The 23,608-nt window shown below is 75.5% G+C and carries 23 protein-coding genes and 1 rRNA gene; 3 read left to right on the top strand and 21 right to left on the bottom strand.

The window, feature by feature from the left end; all coding sequences use genetic code 11:
* The 4 genes from BM048_RS17095 to BM048_RS17080 all read right to left on the bottom strand — a co-directional run.
* Positions 1-116, bottom strand: a 16S ribosomal RNA gene (locus BM048_RS17095); the annotation flags it as partial.
* Between the two features lie 557 nt (positions 117-673).
* A complete protein-coding gene (locus BM048_RS17090; protein ID WP_090035095.1) occupies positions 674-1,618 on the bottom strand; it encodes a tetratricopeptide repeat protein in 945 nt (314 codons plus the stop codon).
* 138 nt (positions 1,619-1,756) lie between these two features.
* A complete protein-coding gene (locus BM048_RS17085; RefSeq protein ID WP_090035093.1) occupies positions 1,757-2,767 on the bottom strand; it encodes a DUF8094 domain-containing protein in 1,011 nt (336 codons plus the stop codon).
* The gene (locus tag BM048_RS17080; RefSeq protein WP_090035090.1) at positions 2,764-4,626 is read right to left on the bottom strand and encodes a hypothetical protein; all 1,863 of its coding nucleotides are present in this window, start codon (positions 4,624-4,626) and stop codon (positions 2,764-2,766) included. Before BM048_RS17080 ends, BM048_RS17085 begins: the two co-directional genes overlap by 4 nt.
* Before the next feature lie 282 nt (positions 4,627-4,908).
* Between BM048_RS17080 and BM048_RS17075 the strand changes: the two genes are divergently transcribed.
* Positions 4,909-6,882 carry a coiled-coil domain-containing protein gene (locus BM048_RS17075; protein ID WP_090035088.1) on the top strand — a complete coding sequence of 658 codons (1,974 nt, stop codon included), beginning with the start codon at positions 4,909-4,911 and terminating at the stop codon, positions 6,880-6,882.
* Between the two features lie 14 nt (positions 6,883-6,896).
* Positions 6,897-7,364 carry a hypothetical protein gene (locus tag BM048_RS17070; protein WP_239078992.1) on the top strand — a complete coding sequence of 156 codons (468 nt, stop codon included), beginning with the start codon at positions 6,897-6,899 and terminating at the stop codon, positions 7,362-7,364.
* A gap of 90 nt (positions 7,365-7,454) precedes the next feature.
* Here the strand turns inward: BM048_RS17070 and BM048_RS17065 are convergent, their stop codons facing one another.
* The 3 genes from BM048_RS17065 to BM048_RS17055 form a co-directional block, all read right to left on the bottom strand.
* Positions 7,455-8,291 (bottom strand): alpha/beta fold hydrolase, encoded by an 837-nt coding sequence (locus tag BM048_RS17065; protein WP_239078993.1) that lies wholly within the window; start codon positions 8,289-8,291, stop codon positions 7,455-7,457.
* Between the two features lie 11 nt (positions 8,292-8,302).
* A complete protein-coding gene (locus BM048_RS17060) occupies positions 8,303-8,617 on the bottom strand; it encodes a hypothetical protein (protein WP_090035115.1) in 315 nt (104 codons plus the stop codon).
* A gap of 176 nt (positions 8,618-8,793) precedes the next feature.
* Positions 8,794-10,272 carry a glycoside hydrolase family 1 protein gene (locus tag BM048_RS17055; RefSeq protein ID WP_090035085.1) on the bottom strand — a complete coding sequence of 493 codons (1,479 nt, stop codon included), beginning with the start codon at positions 10,270-10,272 and terminating at the stop codon, positions 8,794-8,796.
* A 181-nt stretch (positions 10,273-10,453) separates the two neighbouring features.
* Here BM048_RS17055 and BM048_RS17050 point away from each other — a divergent pair, with 181 nt between their 5' ends.
* Positions 10,454-11,497, top strand: a complete 1,044-nt coding sequence (locus BM048_RS17050) for a LacI family DNA-binding transcriptional regulator (protein ID WP_090035082.1) — start codon at positions 10,454-10,456, stop codon at positions 11,495-11,497.
* On the opposite strand, the gene nucS is transcribed toward BM048_RS17050, so the two are convergent.
* The 14 genes from nucS to prmC all read right to left on the bottom strand — a co-directional run bounded on the left by nucS (position 11,494) and on the right by prmC (position 23,600).
* Positions 11,494-12,189 (bottom strand): endonuclease NucS, encoded by a 696-nt coding sequence (gene nucS / locus BM048_RS17045; RefSeq protein WP_090035080.1) that lies wholly within the window; start codon positions 12,187-12,189, stop codon positions 11,494-11,496. The two genes, BM048_RS17050 and nucS, sit on opposite strands and share 4 nt — an antisense overlap.
* Positions 12,190-12,352: 163 nt before the next feature.
* The gene (locus BM048_RS17040; protein WP_090035077.1) at positions 12,353-12,763 is read right to left on the bottom strand and encodes a DUF2550 family protein; all 411 of its coding nucleotides are present in this window, start codon (positions 12,761-12,763) and stop codon (positions 12,353-12,355) included.
* Positions 12,764-12,776: 13 nt separating this feature from the next.
* Positions 12,777-13,055, bottom strand: a complete 279-nt coding sequence (locus BM048_RS17035; RefSeq protein ID WP_090035076.1) for a F0F1 ATP synthase subunit epsilon — start codon at positions 13,053-13,055, stop codon at positions 12,777-12,779.
* 110 nt (positions 13,056-13,165) lie between these two features.
* On the bottom strand, positions 13,166-14,650 hold the full coding sequence (atpD, locus tag BM048_RS17030; RefSeq protein ID WP_090035065.1) for a F0F1 ATP synthase subunit beta: 1,485 nt from the start codon (positions 14,648-14,650) through the stop codon (positions 13,166-13,168).
* Between the two features lie 84 nt (positions 14,651-14,734).
* On the bottom strand, positions 14,735-15,625 hold the full coding sequence (locus BM048_RS17025; RefSeq protein ID WP_090035062.1) for a F0F1 ATP synthase subunit gamma: 891 nt from the start codon (positions 15,623-15,625) through the stop codon (positions 14,735-14,737).
* Positions 15,626-15,627: 2 nt separating this feature from the next.
* Positions 15,628-17,253, bottom strand: coding sequence for a F0F1 ATP synthase subunit alpha (atpA, locus tag BM048_RS17020; RefSeq protein WP_090035059.1), 1,626 nt, complete (start codon positions 17,251-17,253; stop codon positions 15,628-15,630).
* A gap of 93 nt (positions 17,254-17,346) precedes the next feature.
* Positions 17,347-18,159 carry a F0F1 ATP synthase subunit delta gene (locus tag BM048_RS17015; RefSeq protein WP_090035057.1) on the bottom strand — a complete coding sequence of 271 codons (813 nt, stop codon included), beginning with the start codon at positions 18,157-18,159 and terminating at the stop codon, positions 17,347-17,349.
* The gene (locus BM048_RS17010) at positions 18,159-18,752 is read right to left on the bottom strand and encodes a F0F1 ATP synthase subunit B (protein ID WP_090035054.1); all 594 of its coding nucleotides are present in this window, start codon (positions 18,750-18,752) and stop codon (positions 18,159-18,161) included. The genes BM048_RS17015 and BM048_RS17010 overlap by 1 nt, the downstream gene beginning before the upstream one ends.
* Positions 18,749-18,979 carry an ATP synthase F0 subunit C gene (gene atpE, locus BM048_RS17005; protein ID WP_090035051.1) on the bottom strand — a complete coding sequence of 77 codons (231 nt, stop codon included), beginning with the start codon at positions 18,977-18,979 and terminating at the stop codon, positions 18,749-18,751. Before atpE ends, BM048_RS17010 begins: the two co-directional genes overlap by 4 nt.
* A 211-nt stretch (positions 18,980-19,190) precedes the next feature.
* On the bottom strand, positions 19,191-19,982 hold the full coding sequence (gene atpB, locus BM048_RS17000) for a F0F1 ATP synthase subunit A (protein WP_090035048.1): 792 nt from the start codon (positions 19,980-19,982) through the stop codon (positions 19,191-19,193).
* Positions 19,983-20,303: 321 nt separating this feature from the next.
* Entirely contained in the window at positions 20,304-20,783 is a 480-nt protein-coding gene (locus BM048_RS16995; protein ID WP_239078994.1) for a Cg1360 family ATP-synthase-associated protein, read from the bottom strand.
* Positions 20,780-22,063, bottom strand: coding sequence for an MraY family glycosyltransferase (locus BM048_RS16990; protein ID WP_090035042.1), 1,284 nt, complete (start codon positions 22,061-22,063; stop codon positions 20,780-20,782). The genes BM048_RS16995 and BM048_RS16990 overlap by 4 nt, the downstream gene beginning before the upstream one ends.
* On the bottom strand, positions 22,060-22,719 hold the full coding sequence (locus tag BM048_RS16985) for an L-threonylcarbamoyladenylate synthase (protein ID WP_090035040.1): 660 nt from the start codon (positions 22,717-22,719) through the stop codon (positions 22,060-22,062). Before BM048_RS16985 ends, BM048_RS16990 begins: the two co-directional genes overlap by 4 nt.
* Positions 22,716-23,600: a peptide chain release factor N(5)-glutamine methyltransferase gene (gene prmC, locus BM048_RS16980; RefSeq protein WP_239078995.1), complete on the bottom strand. Its 885-nt coding sequence runs from the start codon at positions 23,598-23,600 to the stop codon at positions 22,716-22,718. Before prmC ends, BM048_RS16985 begins: the two co-directional genes overlap by 4 nt.
* Positions 23,601-23,608 lie beyond the last annotated feature (8 nt).

Below are 23,608 nucleotides of genomic sequence, written 5' to 3'. Positions count from 1 at the left end.
TGTTACTCACCCGTTCGCCACTGATCACCCCAGCAAGCTGGAGATCACCGTTCGACTTGCATGTGTTAAGCACGCCGCCAGCGTTCGTCCTGAGCCAGAATCAAACTCTCCGTCAATGATAGACAACAACCACACCACCACACCCGAGAGCGCAGCAGCCTGGCAGTCGACAAACACAGAGAAAAACTCCAGCTGACAGAACAAGCCATCTGGCCTGTCCAGATCAACCAAACAACAACCCACCCCCACGGGCACCAACCCCCACAACAGGGACCAGCACCAGCACAGGCAGGCGATTTGGCATCGACTACTTGACACACTGTTGAGTTCTCAAGGAACAGACGCACACCTGCTGGTCCGTCTCCAGACCCGCTCCGGGGCAACCGCTCTAACTTATCCGTCCTGCTGGGCCTCCGTCAACCCGCTGTTCTGGCGGATGTCGTGGTGACCAGGCGGTCGGGATCACCGCACACCGACGTCGGCGGACACGTCCGCCGGGTTGTGGTGGGGGTGAGCCGGCCCGCGGTGACCGTCACCGCTCTCGCGGTGACCGTTCCTCCCTGCCGGGCGGCCGTCGAGAACAGTAGGACGTCGCAGGGCCGCCGAGCAACTCCCTGCCCGGTGACCCGCGTCACCGTCCGCCACCGGGCCGGGACCGTCGGGACGGCCGGCGTCAGTAAAGGGCGGCTGCCAGCCGGCGCCGCGCGTCCTGGACCCGCGGGTCGTCGCCGCCCACGACCTCGAAGAGGTCGAGCAGCCGCTTCCGCAAGGTCTCGCGGTCGTCGCCGCGCGTCGTCCGGACGAGGTCGAGCAGCCGGTCGAACGCGTCCGCCACCTGGCCGCCGAGGACGTCGAGGTCCGCCACCACCAGGGCGGCGGCGACGTCCGCCGGGGCGTCGGCGGCCGCGGTGCGGGCCGTGCGGAGGTCGACGTCCTGCGTGCGCAGCAGCAGGCCGACCTGGGCGAGGCCGGCGCGGGCGAGGTCGTCGCGCGGGTTCTCCTTGAGCGCCTGCTCGTAGGAGGCGGCCGCACGGGCGTAGTCGCCCTCGTCGATGGCGTCGTAGGCGGCCTGGTGCAGCGGGGGCAACGGGGGCTCCGCCGGCTCCGGCGCGGCCTCCTCGGGGGCGGCCTGCGGCGCGACGCGCCCGGTGATGCCGTTGGCCTGCGCGGCCGCGAGGACCTGGTCCAGCACCGAGCGCACCTGGTCGCGCGGCAGCCCGCCCTGGAACAGCGGCAGCGGCTGGCCCGCCAGGACGGCCACGACGGTCGGCACGGACTGCGCCTGGAACGCGGCGGCCACCTGCGGGTTGGCCTCCGCGTCGACGCGCGCGAGCAGCCAGGCGCCGGCGTCCTCGTCGGCCAGGGACGACAGCTCGGCCGCGAGCGCCGTGGACACCTCGCTCCACGACGCCCACAGCAGGACCACCACGGGGTGCTGCGTCGAGCCCTGCACGAGGGCCGGGAACGACGCGGTGTCGACGTCGACGACGTACGTCCCGGCGACCGGTACGCCGCCCGGGCTGCCGGGCGGCGGCGTGGCCGGCCGCGCGAGGCTCGAGAGGTCGACCGCCCCCCGCACGTCGAGGCGCGGTCGCGGTCCGGGTGTCTGCTGGGTCATCGTGTCCCCTCGCTGGTGCCCCTGCCCGGGGCGGCGGTCCTGGTCCTGCGGCGGCCAGGCGCCGGGGGCGCCGCGCCGTCACGGTCGGCTGAGCGGCCCACGCCGCGTCACCGCCCGTCGCTGCTGGTCACTCGTCGCTCACTCCCCCGTCACACCCACGCGCGCGTGCTCTGCGGCGAGGAGCCGCACCTGGTCGGTGGAGCCGGCGGGCGGCACGTAGAAGGCCAGCACGTCGTCATAGGTGTAGACGAGCGTGCGGGACACGCTGGTCTTCCCGCTGAGGGCGGCGTCCGTCGCGTCCAGCGTGAGGCTGCCCTGCGAGACCGTGAAGGTGGTGGTCGTGGTGAGCTGCCCGACCACCAGCGCGCCGCCGTCCAGGGTGCCGAGAGCGACGACGCTGTCGGGCACGGCCGCCGACGTCTCTGTCACGCTGCCCACGGCCTGGACGTTGGCGGCGGCCTGCGTGCGCGCCGCGACGAGGCCCTCGCGGAAGGCGTCCGACGCGAACGTCGGCGCGGCGGCGGAGGCGTCACCGTTGGTGAGGACGTCGGCGTACTGGTCGAGGACCGCCTCGGGCGCCAGGCGCAGGGCCTCCGAGCCCGCGTCCAGCACCGGCACGCCCGTGCCCGCGCCGGCCGTGGCCGGCAGCTGCACGCCGGGGAGCAGGCGGGCCCACCCCCAGAGCCGGTACGGGGACCTGGCGTCGTCCTGCCGCAGGACGAGGATGCGGGGCGCCTGCAGATCGGCGGGCTGCTCCGTCACGACGAGGGTCGACCGCGGCCACTGCGTCGTCGCGGGCACGAGCACCGACGCCGGGGTCACGGGCAGCGGGGTCGGGCCCCGCTGGCCCGAGGTGGCCGTCGCGCGGACGTACTCCGCCGTGCGCGTCCGCAGCGCCGGACCCTCCACGCGCGGCGCCAGCCGTGCCGCGTCGGAGGTGGCGTCGGCGTCGGCGAGCACGGCTCCGAGGTCGCCCAGGACGCGGTCGAGCTGGGTCTGGGCGAGCGTCGCGGGTGCCACCGCCGGCGCGGGGGCCGGCACGGGCTCCGGCAGCGGCGTCGCGCACCCGGCGACGACGAGCAGGCCGGGCAGCAGCACCGCCGCGGCACGCGCGCCACGGCGCCGGGAACGGGCGGGGAGGCGGCTCATCGGTCGTCCCTCTCGTCGTCGGCGGACGGGGCGTCGTCGGGCTGTGCGTCGTCGGGCTGGGCGTCGTCGGGCTCGGCGTCGGACGTGGCATCGTCCGACGGGGCGTCGTCGTGCCCGTCGCCCGCGACCGCGACGTCCTCGGCGGACGTGCCGGTGCGTGCGGCGTCCGCGTCCTCGTCGCCCTGGTCGTCGGCTGCGGGTCCTGCCGTGCGGGTGGACGTCGAGCCGTCCGCCAGACCCCACGTCCGGCGCCACGCGTCCCCTCGCGTGCTCGGGGCCGACGACCCCGTCGCGGGCCAGGCCGGCACCGGCAGCAGGGTCGGGTCGTGCTCCTCGTCGGGGCCGGGGCCGTCAGCGCTCGAGCCCGGCCCGTGGTCCTCCGGCCCCGCTGCCGGCGTGCCCGACGAGCCCGCCCCGCCGTCGTCGGTGGCGCCTACGGCCGCGGCAGGGGCGCCGAGCAGGCGACGCCACCAGGGTCGGGCAGCGGCTGCGGCGACGGGGGCAGCGGTCGCCCCGCCCGGCGACGAGCCTGCGTCCGCCGGCCCGGCCCCGGCGACGAGCGCGTCGCCAGGAGCAGCCGGCTCGGTCGGCTCCTCTCCAGCGGCCTCGATGGCCGGACCGTCGGTCGTCGCCCCGCCGGCGGGCCGCTCGTCGACGCCGCGCTCCTCCAGCAGCGCCTGGTCGGCCGCCCGCTCGTCGGCCGGTCCCTCCTCGGCAGGCACCTCCTCGGTGGTCCCCTCGTCGGCCCCATTCGCAGGGGCCTGCTCGGCGGGCGTCACCCCGCCCGGCGCCTCGTCGGCGGCGACCTCGTCGGGGGCGACCTCGTCGGCGGCGACCTCGTCGGCGGCCAGCTCCGGCAGGGCGACCTCGTCGGGGGCCAGCTCCGGCAGGGCGACCTCCTCGTCGCGCTGCGCGCCCTCGGCCACGGGACCGCCCGGTGCCACCGTGGAGCGCGTCACCTCGTCGGGGCCCGCCTCGTCGGGGAGTGACGCGGCCGCGGCGGCGGCGGTCGCGACCGCGCCGGCGGAGGCGATGGGGACCTCGCCCGTGCGCGGGCGTCGCGTCCCGGCCTCGCGGCGGGCGGCCTCCTCGGCCTCGCGCAGGCGGCGCCGGGTCGGCGTGAGCGGCACGCCGTCCGGGTCGGTGACGACGGGCAGCGACCCGGTGGTGACGGGCAACGGCTCCTCACGGCGCCGCGCACGGGCAACCCCGCGCGCCAGCAGGACGGCCGAGAGCAGGACGAGGACCGCCCCCGAGACGACGAGCGGCCACAGCCACGGCGTCGTCACCACGCGCGGCCACGCCAGGCTGATCGTCGGCCGCTCACCGCCCGGGGCGGCGGCCAGCAGCGTCCAGCGACCCTCCTGCGCGGGCCAGACGAGCTCGGCCGAGCCCTCGCCCGTGGCCTGGACGACCCAGAGGTCGGAGCCGGCCGGGTCGGCAACGGCGGCGGCCTCCCCCTCGGCGGGCGCCTCGGCGGACTCCGACGGCGCCGGGGACGCCGAGCCCTCGGCGGTGGGCGTGGGCGTCGCGGTCGAGGTCGTCGTCGTCGCCAGCGTGTCCCAGTCCGACAGCCCGGTCACGCGGGTGACCGCGTCCGTCCCCACCCAGCCGGCGACGTCCGTGTCCCGCCCGACCGCGAGCACCACCGGGGCCCCGCCGGGCGCCGTGACCCGGACCGTCACCGGGTCGCCGCCGAGCTCGAGGACGCCGAGGTCCGTGACCACCAGCGGGGTCCGGGCGGTGGCCGTCGCGCGCAGGACGTCGTCGGCGCGCCACAGCGTGGCGGAGGCCACGCCCAGCAGCACGAGGACCACGCCCACGACGCCGACGGCGGCATGGATGAGGCGGGTGAGCACGCGTCATCCTCCCCCGCGGGCCCCGACGACGGCCAATCGCCCGGTCCGGGCGGCGAACCGGGTGTGGACGCGGGCCGCGCAGGACCGGGCGAGGGCCGGGTCCGATGCCGGGACGGCGCGTATCCTGGCGCCGGACCCGGCCGGGGCCCGGCCGTGCCCGCGCCGACCCGTGCCGACCCGCCGGTGGTCCGACGCCGGCGGTCCGACCCGGTCGGCCGCGCGGCCGACCGAACCGACCGTCGCACGGGCCGCCGCCCCCGTCGCCCCGCTGGAGGATCGCCCGTGTCCGACCCCCGCTCGTCCTTCCCCACCGTGAGCTTCCGCGGCTACGACCGGGAGTCGGTGGACGCCCGCGTGCGGCAGCTCGAGCAGCAGCTCGACGACGCCCGTGCCCAGGTCGAGCAGCTCGACGCGCGCGTGCTGCAGGTGGCGGGCGAGCTGTCGGAGGCGCAGCGGCAGGCCCAGGAGGCCGAGCGGCCCACCTACTCCGGCCTGGGCTCACGGATCGAGCAGCTCATGCGGCTCGCCGAGGAGCAGTCGAGCGACGTCGTCGCCCAGGCCAACGGGCAGGCGGCGGAGACGCTGGCGCGGGCACGCACGGCGGCCGAGCAGATCCGGGCCCGGGCCGAGCACGAGGTGGCCGAGCTGCTCGCGACCGCGCGTCGCGAGGCCGAGGAGCTGCGCACCACGGCGGGGTCGGAGTCGGCGAGCACGTTCGAGTCGGCGCAGCGACGTGCCGAGGAGCTCGTCGCCTCCGCCGAGCGCGAGGCCGCGCGGATCACCGCCGCCGTGACGACGGAGGAGGCCGAGCGCCGCACGACGCTCGAGCGGGAGCTGGCCACGCTGCGCGCGACGGTGGAGAACGAGACGACGCAGCTGCGCGTGGCGACGGAGCGGGCGGCGGCGGGGCTGCGGCAGGGCTCGGAGCACGAGGCGGCCGCCGTCCGCGCCTCCGCCGAGCGCTACGCCGTGGACCTGCGGCAGCGCGTCGACGCCGAGACCTCCGCCCTGCGCGGCGAGACCGAGGCCGCCGTGGCCGCGCTCCGGGCGGACGCGGAGCGGGAGGTCGCGCTCCTCCGGTCCGAGGCGGCGGCCGAGGTGGCGCAGACGCGGCAGGCCCTCGGCGACGAGGTCGCGTCCCTGCGCGGCGAGGTGCAGGCGTGGGCGGACGCCACCCGCGCGGCCGCCGAGCGGGACGCGGCGGCCCAACGGCAGCGCGTCGCGGCGGAGGTCGCCGCGCTGCGGGCCGAGGCCGACCAGTACGCGGCGTACGTCCGCGCCACCGCCGACCGCGAGACGGGTGAGCTGCGGGCCGCGACCGCCGACGAGATCGCCGGCGCGGCGACCGAGGCGGCGCAGGCCATCGCCGCTCAGCGGGCCGAGGCCGAGCAGTACGACGCCGAGCTGCGGGCGCGCGCCGACCGGGAGACGTCCGAGCAGCGCGAGCGCGTCCTCGCCGAGATCGCGCACCTGCGGGCGGTGGCCGACCAGGAGGTGGGCGGCCTGCGGGACGCCGCCCGGCTCGAGGTGGCCGACCTGCGCGCCTCGGCAGAGCGGGAGCTGTCCGACCTGCGCGAGCGCACGAGGCTCGAGGTCGACCGGATGGTCACCGACGCGCAGCGCGCCGCCGCCGACGCCCTCGCCCGCGCGAAGGCGGAGGCCGACGACCTCCTGCGGGCGGCCGCGACGGCCCGCGAGGACGCCGACCTCGAGGTCGCGGCCCGGCGCGAGGCGGCCGAGCGCGCCGACGCCGAGCGCCACGCGGCGGCGCGGGCCGAGGTCGAGCGGCTCGTCGCCGACGCCGAGACCCACGCTGCGGACGCCGAGGTGCGGGTCACGCGGGCCCTGGAGCAGGCCGACCGCGTCCGTGCGGACGCCGAGCGCCAGGCGAAGGAGCTGCTCACCTCCGCGCGCCGCACCGCCGACCGCGTGGTCGCCGAGGCCCGCGAGCACGCGGAGAAGCAGGTGGCCGACGCGACCGCCCAGGCCGAGCGCGAGCGCAGCACCGCCCAGCGCCAGGTGGACGACCTCAACCGGCAGCGGGAGTCGATCACGGGCTACCTCGACGAGCTGCGGGGCATGCTCGGCTCGCAGCCGGACCGCGCCGCCCTCGACCGCGCCCGCCGGCTGGAGGAGGAGTTCCAGCGCGCGGGTGACGGGCAGGCGGACGGGTACGGGAACGGGTACGGGAACGGGTACGGCGACGGGCACGACGAGGACGGCACCCGCGCCGAGCAGGCCGCGGGCGCGCGCTGAGCGGGGTTGCCGGCGTGAGCACGTCGTCCCCGGCCGACGGCGGGCCGCACGAGGAGGGCGGGGACGGCCGCGACCTGACCTCGTGGGCCGATCGTCGCAGCGAGGCCGCGCGCGTCCACGACGAGGCGCTCGCGGCACGGCGCCGCGCGGAGAGCGCGCAGGCTCAGGTGCTCATCGACGCGTTCCTCGTCCGCGTCCGCGACGAGGGCCCGGCCCCGAGCCCGTTGCGCGTGCGGTCCTACGACGGCCGCCGCACCTACCGCACCCCGCTGTCGGGCTGGACGCTGCGACGCGACGGCACGGTCGGCATCGACACCGAGGGCCGGTTCTACGTCCTCACCGCGCCGGCCGGCCTGGGCGCGCTGCTGCGGGGCGTCGACCCGGTGCCGACGGACCCGCCGCTCGTCATCGGCGCCGGCGGCCGTGACGGCGACTCCATCGACCTGGCCGACGCGCTCGAGCGCGCCCTGCGGGAGGGCTGACCCCGGCGGGGCCGGGCAGCAGGGCCCGGCAGCAGGCCCGGCAGCAGGGCCCGGCAGCAGGGCCCGGCAGCAGGGTCGGGGCGCGCGCGGTCAGCGGCAGCGCGCGAGCAGGTCCGACAGCGCGTCCGCGACCGTGTCGGGGCGCTCCACGGCGGACAGGTGTCCCGCCCCCTCGACGACGACGAGCACCGCGTCCCGGGCCGCCGCGGCCAGCTCCCCGGCGCCGGCGGGCGGGGTCACGGCGTCCTCGTCGCCCACCGCCACGAGGACCGGACCCGGCCACGCCGCCAGGACGGCCGTGCGGTCCGGCCGGGCCGCCATCGCCCGCTGGGCCCAGGCGATCGACCGCGGCGACTGGTCGCGTGCCCACGCCCGCACCTGCTCGACGACGGCCGGCCGCGCCTGCCGGGTCCCCTCCGCCAGCAGGTCGTCGACCCCCGCGAGGACGTGCTCGGTGCCCCCGGTCCGCTCGGCCTCCTCCGCGACCCGCAGCCGTTTCGCCCGGGCCGCCCCGGTGTCGGCCGCCGCCTTGGTGTCCACGAGCGCCAGCCCGGCGACGAGGTCGGCGTGCCGCTCGAGGAGCGCCAGTGCGACGTAGCCGCCCATCGACAGCCCCGCGACCACCACCCGGTCCACGCCGGCGGCGCGCACCGCCGCCGCGATGCCGTCGGCCGCGGCCTCGAGCGACGGCGGCCCGGCCGGGGCGGCCGCGGCCTCGGTGCCCGCCTCCGGGAGGTCGACGGCCAGCACCCGCCCGGCGCCGTGCACGCGAGGGGCGACGTCGGTCCACATCCGGTGGTCGAGCGGGAACGCGTGCAGCAGGAGGAGGGCCGGGCCCCCGTCGGGGTCGCCGGGCCCGGCGGACGTCGCCGGGGCCGGACCGGCGAGGACGTGGAGGACCGGCGTCACCGGGTCGTCGCTGCTCACGGTCGTCGAGCCTAGCGACGACGGGACGGCCCGCGTCGGCCGCGGGCGGACCAGCACGCGCTGTGCCAGTGGCGCCGGTCCTCGACGGCCCGGTCCGCGCCGAAGAGGCCCTCGGCGCTCCAGGCGACGACGTGCGGCGTCCCGGGCGGGACGAGCTGGTCGCACCCCGGGCACCGGTAGGACCGGTCCGAGCCGCGCACGCGCTGGACCACCCACGAGCCGTCGCCGGCGTCCTCGACCGTCCGGCCCCCGGTGGCCCGCAGGACGTCGAGCTCCGGGACCGGCTCCGTCCACGGGCGCTTGCGGCTGCGGCGGGAGGAGGGCACGGCGCCAGTCTCCCCCGTCCCGCGGCCGGCGGCACGCACGGCGGCCGTTCCCTGGACCGGTCGTCGTGGCCGGACGGTCCGGTGACGCACGAGGGCCGGCGGCGACGTCCGTGGACGTCCCCGCCGGCCCTGCTGGTCGACCTGCTGGTCGACCTGGCCGACCCGCGCCGTGCGCGTCAGGCGACGGTGACCGTCTCCGCCGCACCCGGCACGACGAGCTCGGCCAGCGCGTCGGGCGCCGGCACCGTCCGCGTCCGGATGAGCTCGGCGTACCACGCCGCCGAGTCCTTCGGGGTGCGCGTGCCCGTGGTGTAGTCGATGTGCACGATGCCGAAGCGCTTGGAGTAGCCGTAGGCCCACTCGAAGTTGTCCATGAGCGACCAGACGAAGTACCCGCGCACGTCGGCACCCGCCGCCATGGCCTCGCCGACGGCGTCGACGTGGTCGTGGACGTAGGCGATGCGCTCCGGGTCGTGGACGCGGCCGTCCTCGACCACGTCCTCGAAGGCCGCGCCGTTCTCCGTGATGACCAGCGGCAGCGCCGGGTAGCGGTCCCGCAGCTCGAGGAGCAGGTCGACGAGGCCCTGCGGCTCGATGTTCCAGCCCATCGCGGTGTGCGGGCCGGGCTGGGGCAGGAACTCCACCTCCGTGGCGCCGACCCAGGGGCTGTGGCCGGAGGACTTGTGCCCGTCCGGGCCGGGCCCGCCGTCGCCGACGGCCGGCACACCGGCCCGCACGCGGCCGGTGGAGTAGTAGTTGACGCCGAGCTGCGTCAGCGGCACGCGGATGGTCTCGAGGTCGCCGTCCTGGACGAAGGACCAGTCGCTGACCGCGGCGGTGTCCGTGAAGACGCGCTCCGGGTAGGCGCCCTCGAGCATCGGGCCGAGGAAGACCTCGTTGGCGATGGTGTCGATCTGCGCCTTGGCGTCCACGTCGGCGGGGTCGTCGCTCGCCGCACGTGTGACGTGCAGGTTGAGCGTCACCGAGACGGGCGCGTCCTCGCCGAGGACCTCACGGATCGCCCGCGCCGCCAGGCCGTGCGCGAGGTTGAGGTGGTGCACGGCGGCCAGCGCGGCGGCGCCGTCGGTGACCCCGGGGGCGTGCACGCCGGAGGCGTAGCCGAGGTACGCGGAGCACCACGGCTCGTTGAGCGTCGTCCAGAGCGAGACGCGGTCGCCCAGCTCGAGCGCCATGCGGCGGGCGTACTCGCCGAAGGCGACCGCGGTCTCGCGGTTGGTCCAGCCGCCCGCGTCCTCGAGCTCCTGCGGCAGGTCCCAGTGGTAGAGCGTCACGACCGGGGCGATGCCCGCGGCGCGCAGCCGGTCGAGCAGGTCCCGGTAGAAGGCGATGCCCTCCTCGTTGAACTCGCCGGAGCCGCCCGGCTGCACGCGCGGCCACGCGATGGACAGCCGGTAGGCCTGCAGGCCGATCGCCTGCATGAGCGCGACGTCCTCGGCCACGTGGTGGTAGTGGTCCGACGCGACGTCGCCGGTGTCCCCGTCGAGGACCTTGCCGGGCGTGCGGGAGAAGGTGTCCCAGATGGAGGCCGTGCGGCCCCCCTTGGCCGCGGCGCCCTCGATCTGGTACGACGCGGTGGCCGATCCCCAGAGGAAGTCGGTCGGGAACGTGCGGCCCGACGGGCGGGTGGTCGGCATGAGGTCCTCCGGTGGGTGGGACAGCGGTGTCGGGTCGTCACGCTAGGTGACGTGGGAGCGCTCCCGCAAGTACCAGGACCAGAACGTCGCCCTCTGCAGGTCGAAGCGTTTCGAGCAACGCCTCGACGCCCTAGAGTGACCGCAGGCGCGCGCAGGCGCGCCAGTCCGGACGGAGGCTGGCGTGGCGACGATCGACGACGTGGCACGCGCGGCGGGGGTGTCGGTCTCCACGGTGTCCTACGCCCTCTCGGGCAAGCGGCCGATCTCGGCGGCCACCCGCGCCCGCGTGGAGCGCGCCGTGCGCGAGCTCGACTACCACGCGCACGCCGGCGCCCGGGCCCTGGCGTCCAGCCGCAGCGACGTCATCGCCCTCGTCGTGCCGTTCCGGCCCGGCATCAACGTGCAGATCATCATGCAGTTCGTCGGCGGCGTGGTGACCGCCGCCCGCGAGCACGACCACGACGTCCTGCTCCTCACGCAGGACGACCCGACCGGCATGGCCCGGGTCGCGGGCAGCTCGACCGCCGACGCGATCGTGGTGATGGACATCGGCTCCGACGACCCGCGGCTGCCCGCGCTGCGGGCGCTCACCGTCCCCTGCGTGCTCATCGGCGTGCCCGACGACACGACGGGCCTCGCGTGCGTCGACCTCGACTTCGGGGCCGCCGGCCGGCTGGCCGTCCGCGAGCTGGCGCGGCGCGGCCACCGGCGGATCGCGCTCGTCGGCGCCTCGCAGGAGGAGATCGCCCAGCACGCGAACTACGCGCTGCGGATGCGCGACGGCGTCCGCGCGCAGGCCGGGGCGGAGGGCGTCGACGCGCTCCTCGTCCCCGCGGCGCCCGGTTTCGCCGGTGGCGTGGACGCCGTCGACAAGGTCCTGGCGCAGCAGCCGGGCACCACCGGGCTCGTCGTGCACAACGAGGCTGCCCTCGGGGGGGTGCTGGCCGGGCTCGAGCGGCGCGGCCTGCGCGTCCCCGAGGACGTCTCGCTCGTCGCGGTGTCCCCCGTCGACATCGCGGCGGCGCTCCCGGTGCCGGTCTCGACGATCGAGGTGCCCGGCATGCGCATCGGCCGCACGGCGGTCGAGATGGTCATGGCCCGCCTGGGCGGCGACGCCGTGCCGGAGACGCGGCTGGTGACGCCGGCGCTGCTCGGCGACGAGAGCCTGGCCGCCCCGCCGGTCACCGTCACCAGGGCCGCCGCCGACGACCGCGTCGGCGCCTAGAAGAGCCGGGCGTCCACGTCGTCGACGCCCTTCATGGCCTCGTAGTCGAGCACGAGCGGCCGGATGCCGCGGTCGACGGCCAGCACCCGCGCCTGGAGCCTGATCTCCTGGGCGGCGAGCACGCCCCGCACGGGGGCCAGCAGCGGGTCGCGGTTGAGGAGCTCGAGGTAGCGGGTGAGCTGCTCGACGCCGTCGATGTCGCCGCGGCGCTTGATCTCGACCGCGACCGTCCCGCCCGCGGGGTCCTTGACGAGCAGGTCGACGGGACCGATCGCCGTGGGGTACTCCCGGCGGACGAGGACGTGGCCGGGACCGAGCAGCGCGACCTGCTCGGCCAGCAGCCGCTGCAGGTGCGCCTCCACGCCGTCCTTGACGAGCCCGGGGTCCACCCCGAGCTCGTGGGCGGAGTCGTGCTGCACCGCGTAGAGCTCGATCTCGAGCCGGTCGTCGGACTTGGCGTGCTGCACCGTCCACACCTCGGTGACGCCGGCCGCCGCCTGCGCCGCGTCCGGCTCGCCCACGACGAGCGCGCACGGCGGGCTCATCCAGTTCAAGGGCTTGTAGGAGCCGCCGTCGGAGTGCAGCAGCACGCTGCCGTCGGCCTTGACGACGAGCAGCCGCGGCGCACGCGGGAGCTGGGCGGAGAGGCGGCCCGTGTACCGGGCGGCGCACTCCGCGACGACGAGTCGCACGGCAGGGACCTCGGGGAGCAGGGACGTCGACGAGCAGGGACGTCGATGAGCAAGGACGTCGATGAGCAAGGACGTCGATGAGCAAGGACGTCGATGAGCAAGGACGTCGATGAGCGGACGTCGGCCGGCGGCGACACCGACGAGCAGGTCGGCGCGCGGCGTGTCAGACGTACGCGTCGACTCCGGTGGGGGTGGCCTCGAGCCAGGACGTGAGCCCGGCGTAGGCCTCCGGGGACATGCGCAGGTGCACCGTCCGGTCCGCCGCGCGGCACGTCACGACGAGGAGCTGCACCCCGTGCGCGTGCACCGGCACCCGGTCGGTGACGGCGAGCCTGCGGCGCGCCAGCTCCACGCGCCCACGGGCACGCGTCAGCGGCCCCGGCGTCCACGTGAGGCGGCTGGCGCCGTAGGTCGCCGTCCCGGCGCGCCAGGGACCGTCCGCCGACCGCCCGAGCGCGCACGAGAACGCGCCGGTGCGGCGCGCACGGACGCCGCTGCGCCACCAGGCGAGGGCGGGCAGGACGAGCACGACCACGACGACGAGCGCCGTCAGCACCACGTCCCAGCCGCTCACGCCCGTGACGACCTCAGCGCCCGGCCGGTGCGACCGGGCGCGCCGCGTCCACGACGACCGTGACCTGGTCCGAGTCGACGGACAGGAACCCGCCCTCGACCGTCCAGCGCTGCGGCGACCCGCCGCCGCCGGGGATGACGCGCACCTCGCCGGGGCGCAGCACCGAGAGGACCGGCGTGTGCCCCGCGAGGATCCCGATCTCGCCGTCCGCCGCGGGCGCCGACACCTGGCGCGCCGAGCCGGACCACACCTTGCCGTCCGCCGCGACGATGTCGACCTCGAGCTCTGCCACCTGACCTCCTGATGCGTGCGGGCCGTCGACCGGCGGCGCCGGACGGCGGTGGGGGCGGGACGTCGCACGGGGCCGGTCCGTCGCGACGACGGCCGTCCCCGTGCGGGACGTCAGACCCCGTACTCCTTCTGGATGCGGGCCCAGTTGCGCTCGAGGTCCTCGAGGCCACCGATGTTGAAGAAGGCCTGCTCGGCGATGTGGTCGAACTCGCCGTCGGCGATCCGGCTGAAGGCCTCGACGGTCTCCGCCAGCGGGACGGTCGAGCCCTCGACACCGGTGAACTTCGTCGCCATGTAGGTGTTCTGCGAGAGGAACTGCTGGATGCGGCGGGCGCGCGCGACGACCGTCTTGTCCTCCTCCGACAGCTCGTCGACGCCGAGGATCGCGATGATGTCCTGGAGCTCCTTGTTGCGCTGGAGGATGGACTTCACGCGCGTGGCCGTGTCGTAGTGCGCCTGGCCGACGTACCGCGGGTCGAGGATCCGGCTGGTGGAGGCCAGCGGGTCGACGGCGGGGTACAGACCACGGGAGGCGATCTCGCGGGAGAGCTCCGTGGTGGCGTCCAGGTGCGCGAACGTCGTCGCGGGCGCCGGGTCGGTGTAGTCGTCGGCCGGCACGTAGATCGCCTGCAGCGAGGTGATCGAGTGGCCGCGCGTGGAGGTGATGCGCTCCTGGAGGAGGCCCATCTCGTCGGCGAGGTTCGGCTGGTAGCCCACCGCGGACGGCATGCGGCCGAGCAGCGTCGACACCTCGGAGCCGGCCTGCGTGAACCGGAAGATGTTGTCGATGAACAGCAGCACGTCCTGCTTCTGCACGTCGCGGAAGTACTCCGCCATCGTGAGCGCGGACAGGGCGACGCGCAGACGCGTGCCCGGCGGCTCGTCCATCTGGCCGAACACGAGGGCCGTCTTGTCGAAGACGCCGGCCTCGTCCATCTCGACGATGAGGTCGTTGCCCTCACGGGTCCGCTCCCCCACGCCGGCGAACACCGACACACCGCCGTGGTTCTGTGCGACGCGCTGGATCATCTCCTGGATGAGGACGGTCTTGCCGACGCCGGCGCCGCCGAACAGGCCGATCTTCCCGCCCTGGACGTAGGGCGTGAGCAGGTCGATGACCTTGATGCCGGTCTCGAACATCGTGGTCTTCGACTCGAGCTGGTCGAACGCCGGCGGGCGGCGGTGGATCGGCCAGCGCTCGGTGACCTCGAATCGCTCACCCGGCTGGAGGTTGAGCACCTCGCCGGTCACGTTGAACACGTGGCCCTTGGTGATGTCGCCGACGGGCACCGAGATGGGCGCGCCCGTGTCGGTGACCACGGCGCCGCGGACGAGGCCGTCGGTCGGCTTGAGCGCGATCGCGCGGATGAGCGAGTCGCCCAGGTGCTGCGCGACCTCGAGCGTCATGCGCTGGGGACCCTGCCCCTCGCCCTCGCCCTGGCCCGACAGGTCGATGTCGACCGTGAGCGCGTTGTAGATCTCGGGGATCTGGTCCGCCGGGAACTCGATGTCCACGACGGGGCCGATCACGCGGGCGACGCGCCCGACGGCCGGCGTGCCGGCCGTGCTCGGCGTCTCCTCGATGGTGGCGGTCATCTGAAGGCCTCGCTTCGCTCGTCCGGAGCGGCGCTCCGGCTGGATGGTGCAGTGCTTCTGGTGCTCGGCGTCTGGTGCGCGGCGTCAGGAGGCGAGCGCGTCGGCGCCCGACACGATCTCGCTGATCTCCTGGGTGATCTCGCCCTGGCGCGCCTGGTTGGCCAGCCGCGTGTAGGTGCGGATGAGGTCCTCGGCGTTGTCCGTGGCGGTGTGCATGGCCCGCTGCCGCGCGGCCAGCTCGGACGCGGCGGCCTGCAGGAGGCACGCGTAGATCCGGCTGCGCACGTAGCGCGGGAGCAGGTCGTCGAGCACCGTGGCGGGGTCGGGCTCGAACTCGTAGAGCGGGAAGGCCGTGTGGGCGGACGTCCCCTCGACCCCGTCGACGATCTCCAGCGGGAGCATCCGGATGACCCGCGGGCGCTGCGTCACCATGTTGACGAACTGCGTGAAGACGATGTGCAGCTCCCCGACGCCCTCGGCCCCCGGGCGCTTGAACGCGTCGAGCAGCGTGGCGGCGATCTCGTCGGCCGTCTCCACCTGGGGCGCGTCCGACTGCCCGGTCCAGACACCGGCCAGCTGCCGGCGGCGGAAGGTGTAGTACGAGACCGCACGCCGCCCGGCGACGTACAGCTCGACCTCCTTGCCCTCCGCCTGCAGCTTCTCGACGAGGCGCTCCGTCTCGCGGATGACCGACGCCGAGTAGGCGCCGGCCATGCCGCGGTCCGAGGCGACGAGCAGCACGGCCACCCGGCGGGTGTCCGTGCGCTCGACGAGGTAGCGGTGCCGGACGTCCGTGTGCGTGGCCACGGCGGACACCGCCCGCGTGATCGCCCGCGAGTACGGCACGGCCCGGCTGACGCGGTCGCGGGCGCGCCCGATGCGGGACGCGGCGATGAGCTCCTGCGCCCGGAACATCTTCTTCAGCGACTGCGTCGAACGGATGCGCGCCTTGTAGACGCGCTGCTGGCCGGCCATCGTCAGCCCTTCTTCTGCCGGACGATCTGCTCCTGCTCGGGCGTGGCCTCGGCGTCGCCCTCCTCCGCGCCCAGGCCCCGGCCGTCCCCGCGCAGGAAGCCCGCGCGGAACTGGTCGATGCCGGCCTCGAGCGCCTGCTCCGTCGCGTCGTCCAGCTTGCCGGTCGAGGCGATCGTCGTCAGGACGTCCGTGCTGCGACGCAGGTGGTCGAGCATCTCGGACTCGAAGCGGCGGACGTCGGCGACGGGCACGTCGTCGAGCTTGCCCTTCGTGCCCGCCCAGACCGAGGCGACCTGCTCCTCGACCGGGTACGGCGAGTACTGGGGCTGCTTGAGCAGCTCCATGAGCCGGGCGCCGCGGGTGAGCTGCGCCCGGGACGCGGCGTCGAGGTCGGAGGCGAACATCGCGAACGCCTCGAGCGAGCGGTACTGCGCGAGCTCGAGCTTCAGCGTGCCCGAGACCTGCTTCATCGCCTTGACCTGCGCGGCACCACCGACGCGGGACACCGAGATGCCCACGTCGACGGCCGGCCGCTGGTCGGCGTTGAAGAGGTCCGACTGGAGGAAGATCTGCCCGTCGGTGATGGAGATGACGTTGGTCGGGATGTAGGCCGACACGTCGTTGGCCTTCGTCTCGATCATCGGCAGGCCCGTCATCGAGCCCGCGCCCAGCTCGTCGGACAGCTTCGCGCAGCGCTCCAGCAGGCGGGAGTGCAGGTAGAAGACGTCGCCGGGGTAGGCCTCGCGGCCCGGCGGGCGGCGCAGCAGCAGGGACACGGCGCGGTACGCCTCGGCCTGCTTGGACAGGTCGTCGAAGACGATGAGGACGTGCTTGCCGCCGTACATCCAGTGCTGGCCGATGGCCGAGCCGGTGTAGGGAGCGAGGTACTTGAAGCCCGCCGGGTCGGACGCGGGCGCCGCGACGATGGTCGTGTACTCCAGCGCGCCGGCCTCCTCGAGGGCGCCGCGCACGGCCGCGATCGTCGAGCCCTTCTGGCCGACGGCGACGTAGATGCAGCGCACCTGCTGGGACGGGTCGCCCGTCTCCCAGTTGGCCTTCTGGTTGATGATCGTGTCGATCGCGATCGCCGTCTTGCCGGTCTGACGGTCGCCGATGATGAGCTGCCGCTGGCCGCGACCGACCGGGATCATCGAGTCGATGGCCTTGATGCCGGTCTGCAGCGGCTCGTGCACCGACTTGCGGGCCATGACGCCGGGGGCCTGCAGCTCCAGGGCACGGCGGCCCTCGGTCACGATCTCGCCCAGGCCGTCGATCGGGTTGCCGAGCGGGTCGACCACGCGGCCGAGGTAACCGTCGCCGACGGCCACGGACAGGACCTCGCCCGTCCGGCGGACCTCCTGGCCCTCCTCGATGCCCGTGAACTCGCCCAGGACGACGACGCCGATCTCGCGGACGTCGAGGTTCAGAGCGAGGCCGAGCGTGCCGTCCTCGAAGCGCAGCAGCTCGTTGGCCATCGCGCCGGGGAGGCCCTCGACCTGCGCGATGCCGTCGCCCGCGAGGACCACGCGGCCGACCTCCTCGGACGCCGCGGCGGCCGGCTCGTAGGTCTGCACGAAGCTGTCCAGCGCGGCGCGGATCTCCTCCGGCCGGATCGTCAGCTCAGCCATTGCTCATCTCCTGTCGTGGCGCCCGGGTCACGGGGCGGGGTAACGCTTCGTTCGGGGGGTGCCGCCCCGGCACGCGGCCGGGGCGGCGGGGCGTCAGCCGGCGAGCCGCCGACGCGCGTCGGCCAGGCGCGACAGCGTCGTGGCGTCCATCACCTGCGGACCGAGCTGCACGCGCAGGCCGCCGATCACGGTGGGGTCGACCACGACGTGCAGCTGCACGGCCCGGCCGGAGGCGCGACGCAGCAGGTCCGACAGCCGCCGCTCCTGCTCCGGCCGCAGCGGCGCCACCGTCGTCACCGTGGCGACCGAACGGCTGCGGCGCTGCGCGGCCACGTCGGACAGGCGGCCGAGCGTGGCCGCGTAGCGGCGGCCGCGCGGGGCCGCGGCGGCCCGGCGTGCGAGCTGCAGCGTCTCCGGGGTCGCGCGCCCACCGAGGATCTGCTCGACGAGCCCCGCCCGCGCCTCCGGGGCGATGCGCGGCTCGACGAGCGTCTGCCGCACCTCCCGCTGGGCGACGAGCACGCGCGAGAACCGGAACAGCTCGTCCTCGACGCGGTCGAGCTCGCCCCGCGCCTGGGCGGAGGCCAGGACGGCGTGGAACGCCAGCCCCTCGACCGCCTCGGCCAGGTCCTCCTGCGCCGACCAGCGGCGACGCACGAGGTCCTGGACGGCCGCGACCGTCCGCGGGTCCGCCCCGCCCAGGAGCCGCCCGACGAGCCCGGCCTTGGCGTCGCCGCCGAGGGCCGGGTCCGTCAGCGTGCGCCGCAGCGAACCGGACCCGTCGAGCGCGTCGACCAGGGCGAACAGCTCCTGCCCCAGCGACGTCGCCTCCGCGCCCGCGGCGGCGAGCACCGGCTCGAAGGCCTGCTCCGCCGCCTCGAACGAGACCCGGCTCGTGCCGCGCATCAGTACCCCTTCGTGTCCGCCGCGCCGGCGGTGGTGGGCTGGGTGGCGTCCAGCTCGTCGAGGAAGCGGTCGACGACGCGGGAGCGGAGCCCCTCGTCCGTCAGCGCCTCGCCGACGATCTTCTCGGCCAGCTGGGTGGCCAGGGCGCCGACGTCGTGCCGCAGGGACACGGCCGCCTGGCGGCGCTCGGCCTCGATCTGGCGGTGCGCCGTCTCGACGACGCGGGCCGCCTCCTCCTGCGCCTTCGTCCGGGCCTCCGCGACGATGGCGGCGCCGTCGGCACGCGCCTCCTCGCGGATGCGGCCGGCCTCCGTGCGCGCGTCCGCCAGCTGGCGGTTGAGCTCGGCGAGCTTCGCGTCGGCCTCGGCCTGGGCGGTCTCCGCCTGGGCCAGGCCGCCCTCGATGCGGCGGGTCCGCTCGTCGAGCACCGTGGTGAAGCGCGGCATCACGTAGCGGATGAAGACGACGAGGATGACGAGCGTGACGACCGCCGACCAGAAGAGGTCGTAGCCGGCGGGGATGAGGACGCTCTGCTCCTCGTGAGTCTCCGCTGCGGCCGTCACGAGGGCCGCGGGGATCGCGGCCGCGCTCACTGGAAGAGGAACCCGGTGATGAGGCCGAGGAGGCCGAGGACCTCGACGAAGCCGATGCCGATGAACATCGTGGTGCGGAGCTGACCGGCGACCTCGGGCTGGCGGGCCATGCCCTCGATGGTCTTGCCGATGAGGATGCCCAGGCCGATACCCGGGCCGATCACCGCGAGGCCGTAGCCGACGGTGGCGATGTTGCCGGAGACCGCGTCGGCCGCCGCGAGGATCATGCTGGTGTCTGCCACGGTGAGTCCGTTCCTTCCGTTGGGTGCCCGACCGGGTGGACGGGCACTCGTGCGTGGTGGGGGTCCGGGACCCCCCGGTGGTGCGGGGTGCTGTACAGGGTGTGGAGCTGGGTCGTGCGGTCCGTCGGGACCAGGCCCCGTGCTGGGCTCGGTGCTGGGCCCGGTGCTGGGCCCCGTGCCCGGCCCCGTGCTGGGCTCAGTGCTCGGTCTCGATCGACAGGTTGATGTACACCGCGCTCAGCACGACGAAGATGTAGGCCTGCAGCGCCGCGATGAAGACCTCGAAGAGCGTGATCGCCAGACCGGCGACGAAGGTCACCGCGCCGAAGGCCTTGAGGGCGGGCGCCGCCTCCAGGATGAAGTAGTTCGTCGCCGCGAAGCACAGGACGAGCATGAGGTGCCCGGCGATCATGTTGGCCACGAGCCGGATGGCGAGCGTCGCCGGCCGCAGGACGAAGACCGTGAGGAACTCGATCGGCGTCAGCAGCACGTACATGGGCGCAGGCACGCCGGCCGGGAACAGGTTCGTCTTGAGGAACCCGCCGAGGCCCTGCCGCTGGATGCCCGCGTGCAGGTAGACCACGTACATGATGAGGGCGAACACGATCGGCAGGCCGATCACCGACGTGCCGGCGATGTTCAGGCCGGGGATGACACCGGTGATGTTGAAGGCGAGGATCGCGAAGAACACCGCGGTCAGGAGCGGCACGTAGCGCCGCGCCTCCTTCTTGCCGAGGATCTCCTCCGCGACGTTGACCCGGACGAAGTCGAGGAGCACCTCGACGACGTTCTGCCCGCGCCCCGGGACGAGCGTCGCGCGCCGCGCCGCCAGGACCATGATCGTGAGCAGGAGGACGGTCGCGATGACCCGGACCATCATGATCCGGTTGAACTCGACGAACGTGCCGTCGAAGGCGATCGCGCCGGGGAAGAAGTCGGCGAGGGTGGGCGCGTGGAAGCCCCCACCCTCCTCGGCGGCGAGCGTCAGGGCGGCGGTCGCGGTGCTGGACAGGTCGCACTCCTGGGGTCTGGGGTGGGCGGGCGAGCATCAGCGCAGGCCACGCCGGTCGGCACCCGGGCCGTCGAGGACGGGGAGAGCCTAACCCATCCTCACCCGCCCTCCGGGCCCCGCCGGGCGCCCGCCGCGGCCGTGCGGTGTGACCTTGCCGACCGGGACGAACGGGAACTACCGGGCACCCACCACTGACCCGGTGACGGGTACGAGGACGGGCTCGACGACGGGCTCGACGACCGGCTCGACGACGGGCACGACGACCGGCTCGACGACGGCGGCCGCCTCCGCCCGGCGTCAGGCGCCGACGTACGGGATCCGGGCCCGCTGCACCGCGCGGTAGTCCAGGAGCGCCGAGCCGATGACACCCACCGCGAGCACGCCCGCGAGCACCGGCCGGCTGTAGAAGTCCATGCCGCGCAGCACCGCCAGCGCCGCCACGACGACGACGACCTTCACCAGCCAGGCCCCCATGACGACGCCTGCCATCGCCTGCGGCGTCGCGTGGGCCGTCCGCAGCATCGACACGATCGTCGTGCCGGAGAACACGAGGGCCAGGCCCACCCCGAGGAGCGCCCCCCACACCCCGGCGGTGCCGGCGGCGAACCAGCCCACCGCGAGCCCCACCACGGCCAGGACGCCGAGGAGGACGAGGACGTCGCGCAGGGCGAGCCGGAAGACGGCCTCCACCTCGCGCGCGGTACCGGACGCGCTGCTTGACGTGCTGCCGGACGTGCTGCCGGCAGGGGGGGCGGGACGGGGGTCGGGTGCGCTCATCGGGTCTTCTCCGGGGTGGGGGCGCGCACGGCGCCGGGGGGCGTCGGGAGGACGGAGGACCGCTCGTCGGGCCCGTCGGCCGGCCTGTCGTCGGGCCGCTCGTCGGAGGGTCCGTCGGAGCGATCGTCGGGACGAGGGGGCACCGGCGGCGCGGTCGACAGCCCCCGCAGCGTCGCCACGGGCAGCGGCGCCTCCCCGCGGGGCCGCAGCGGCCCGAGGGTCAGCCCCGTCGCGACGAGCACCCCGACGCCGAGCAGCGCGAGCGCCGGCGCCGTCGGCAGCACGACCAGCGAGCCGGTGCCGAACGACACGACGGCCGTCCAGATGTACATGATGAGCACGGCCCGCCGGTGCGTGTGCCCGAGGGCCAGGAGCCGGTGGTGCAGGTGCATGCGGTCGGGGTGGAACGGCGAGCGGCCGGCGCCGACGCGGCGGACGACCGCCAGCACCATGTCCAGGAGCGGCAGGACCAGCACCGCGAGCGGCAGGAGCATGGGCACGTACGCCGGGAAGGACTGCCGGTCCGTCACGGCCTCGGGGTCGATCTGCCCGGTGACGACCACCGCGGCGGCCGCGATGACGAAGCCGAGCACCATGGAGCCGGAGTCGCCCATGAAGATGCGCGCGGGGCTGAAGTTGTGCGGCAGGAACCCCAGGCACGCCCCGACGAGCACCGCGACGACGAGGGTCGCCAGGCTGGAGTAGTCGGTGGGGCTGGCGTCCTGCGTGAGCCGGTACGTGTACAGGAAGTACGCCGTGCCGCCGATGGCGATGACGCCGGCGGCGAGGCCGTCGAGCCCGTCGACGAAGTTCACCGCGTTCATCGCGACGACCACCGTCAGCACCGTCAGGGCCAGCCACATCCGGCTGGAGGCGACCGTGACCCCGCCGAGCGGGAGCTGGTAGAGCTGCACTCCCTGCCACGCCAGGAAGCCGGCCGCCAGCACCTGACCGGTCAGCTTCGTCATCCAGTCCAGGTCCCAGACGTCGTCGGCGACGCCCAGCAGGCACACGAGCCCCGCGCCGCCGAGGATCCCGACGAGGGGGCGCGGGTCGTCGTAGACCCGCTCGAGGAACGGCAGCCGGCTGGCCACGAGCACCGCCGCGAGGATCCCTGCGTACATCGCCAGCCCGCCCAGGCGCGGCGTCGGCACGGTGTGCACGTCCCGCTCCCGCAGGGCCGTGACGGCGCGCCACCGCAGCGCGCACAGGCGCGCGACGGGCGTGGCCAGGTACGTCACGACCGCCGCGACGAGCAGGACGAGGAGGTAGACCCTCACGGCACCGCCTCGTCCCGCCCCTCGACCGGCGTCACCGCGCGCAGGGCCTCCAGACCCAGCGCACCCTCGCGCACGACCCGCAGCACGGGACCGGTCGCGTCGACGATGGTCGAGGCGACGCCGCCGGGGGCCGCGCCCGCCTCCAGGTAGACCCGCACGGAGTCGCCGAGCTGCTCGCGCGCCTCCGCGGCCGTCGTCCCCGCGGGCTGCCCGGTCCGGTTGGCGCTGGAGACGGCCAGCGGCCCCGTGCGCCGCAGCAGCGCGAGCGCCGCGGGGTGGTCCGGCATCCGCAGCGCGACGGTCCCGTGCGTCTCCCCCAGGTCCCACGCGAGGGACGGCTGCGCCGCGAGGATGAGCGTGAGCCCGCCCGGCCAGAACGCCTCGGCGAGGGCGCGTGCGCCGTCGGGCACCGCGGTGGCCAGGCCGTCCAGCACCGGCAGCGACCCGACGAGCACCGGCGGCGGCATCTGCCGGCCTCGGCCCTTCGCGTCGAGCAGGGCCTGCACCGCGGGCGGCGTGAACGCGTCGGCGGCGATGCCGTAGACGGTGTCCGTCGGCAGCACCACGAGCTCGCCGCGGGCGAGCGTCTGCACGGCGTCGTCGAGGGCCGGACCCCAGGTGGTCGGGTCGCTGACGTCGTGGAGGCGCGCGGTCACGGGGCCGAGTCTGTCACGCGCGCCCGTGCGCCCCGGGGCCGCCGCGCGACGAGCGTGCGGGGCCGGCCCGTGAGGTCGGGCAACGTCGCGACGTCCATGAAGCCCTCCGCGGCGGCGGCCGCACGGAGCGCGGTGTCCTGCACCTCGGCGTGCTCGACGACGAGCAGGCCGCCGGGGGCCAGCAGGCGGGCGCCGGCCGCGAGCACCGCGCGCGGCACGTCGAGGCCGTCCATCCCGCCGCCCCACAGGGCGAGGGCGGGGTCGTGGTCGCGCACCTCGGGGTCGACCGGCTCCGCGTCGGGCGGGATGTAGGGCGGGTTCGAGACGAGCACGTCGACCATGCCGTCCAGCTCCGCGAGCAGGGCCCGCTCCCGCACGTCCCCGACGAGGGCCTCGACCGTGACGCCCTGCGCGGCGGCGTTGCGCGCGGTGAGGTCGACGGCGGCGGGCGAGGCGTCGACCGCGACGACCCGCGCGCCCGGCACCTCCACGGCCAGGGAGACCGCGAGGGGTCCCGCGCCGCAGCACAGGTCGACGACGAGCGGCGGCCGCCCGGACGCGGCCACGCGCCGCGCCTCGGCCACCGCGGGCTCCGCGACCGTCTCCGTCTCGGGCCGCGGCACGAACACGCCGGGCTCGACGAGCAGCACCACCCGGCGGAAGCCCGTCCGGCCGACGAGGTGCTGCAGCGGCTCCCGGCGCGCCCGCCGCTCGACGAGCCCCGCGTAGCGCGCGGCGAACCCGGGCGGCGCCTCGTCGGGCGCGAGCAGGACGTGGTCCACCCCCAGCACGTGCGCCGCCAGCGCGGCGGCGTCGGGTCGCGGCGAGGGGACCCCGGCCTCCGCGAGCAGCCGCGCGGCGCCCTGCACGGCCGCGCGCACCGACAGGG

Source organism: Cellulomonas marina (assembly GCF_900111925.1).
In the GTDB taxonomy this organism is placed as follows: Bacteria; Actinomycetota; Actinomycetes; order Actinomycetales; family Cellulomonadaceae; genus Cellulomonas; species Cellulomonas marina.
The sequence above is the reverse complement of the archived record's forward strand: the minus strand, read 5'-3'. Positions and strand labels throughout refer to the sequence as shown.

What these genes read in the sequence shown, in the direction of transcription:
- BM048_RS17085 (WP_090035093.1), bottom strand. Translation starts at nt 2,767, where the DNA reads ATGAGCCGCCTCCCCGCCCGTTCCCGGCGCCGTGGCGCGCGTGCCGCG.
- BM048_RS17015 (WP_090035057.1), bottom strand. Translation starts at nt 18,159, where the DNA reads ATGCGCGGCACGAGCCGGGTCTCGTTCGAGGCGGCGGAGCAGGCCTTC.
- atpA (WP_090035059.1), bottom strand. Translation starts at nt 17,253, where the DNA reads ATGGCTGAGCTGACGATCCGGCCGGAGGAGATCCGCGCCGCGCTGGAC.
- atpD (WP_090035065.1), bottom strand. Translation starts at nt 14,650, where the DNA reads ATGACCGCCACCATCGAGGAGACGCCGAGCACGGCCGGCACGCCGGCC.
- BM048_RS16995 (WP_239078994.1), bottom strand. Translation starts at nt 20,783, where the DNA reads ATGAGCGCACCCGACCCCCGTCCCGCCCCCCCTGCCGGCAGCACGTCC.
- atpE (WP_090035051.1), bottom strand. Translation starts at nt 18,979, where the DNA reads ATGATCCTCGCGGCGGCCGACGCGGTCTCCGGCAACATCGCCACCGTC.
- BM048_RS17025 (WP_090035062.1), bottom strand. Translation starts at nt 15,625, where the DNA reads ATGGCCGGCCAGCAGCGCGTCTACAAGGCGCGCATCCGTTCGACGCAG.
- BM048_RS17055 (WP_090035085.1), bottom strand. Translation starts at nt 10,272, where the DNA reads ATGCCGACCACCCGCCCGTCGGGCCGCACGTTCCCGACCGACTTCCTC.
- BM048_RS17090 (WP_090035095.1), bottom strand. Translation starts at nt 1,618, where the DNA reads ATGACCCAGCAGACACCCGGACCGCGACCGCGCCTCGACGTGCGGGGG.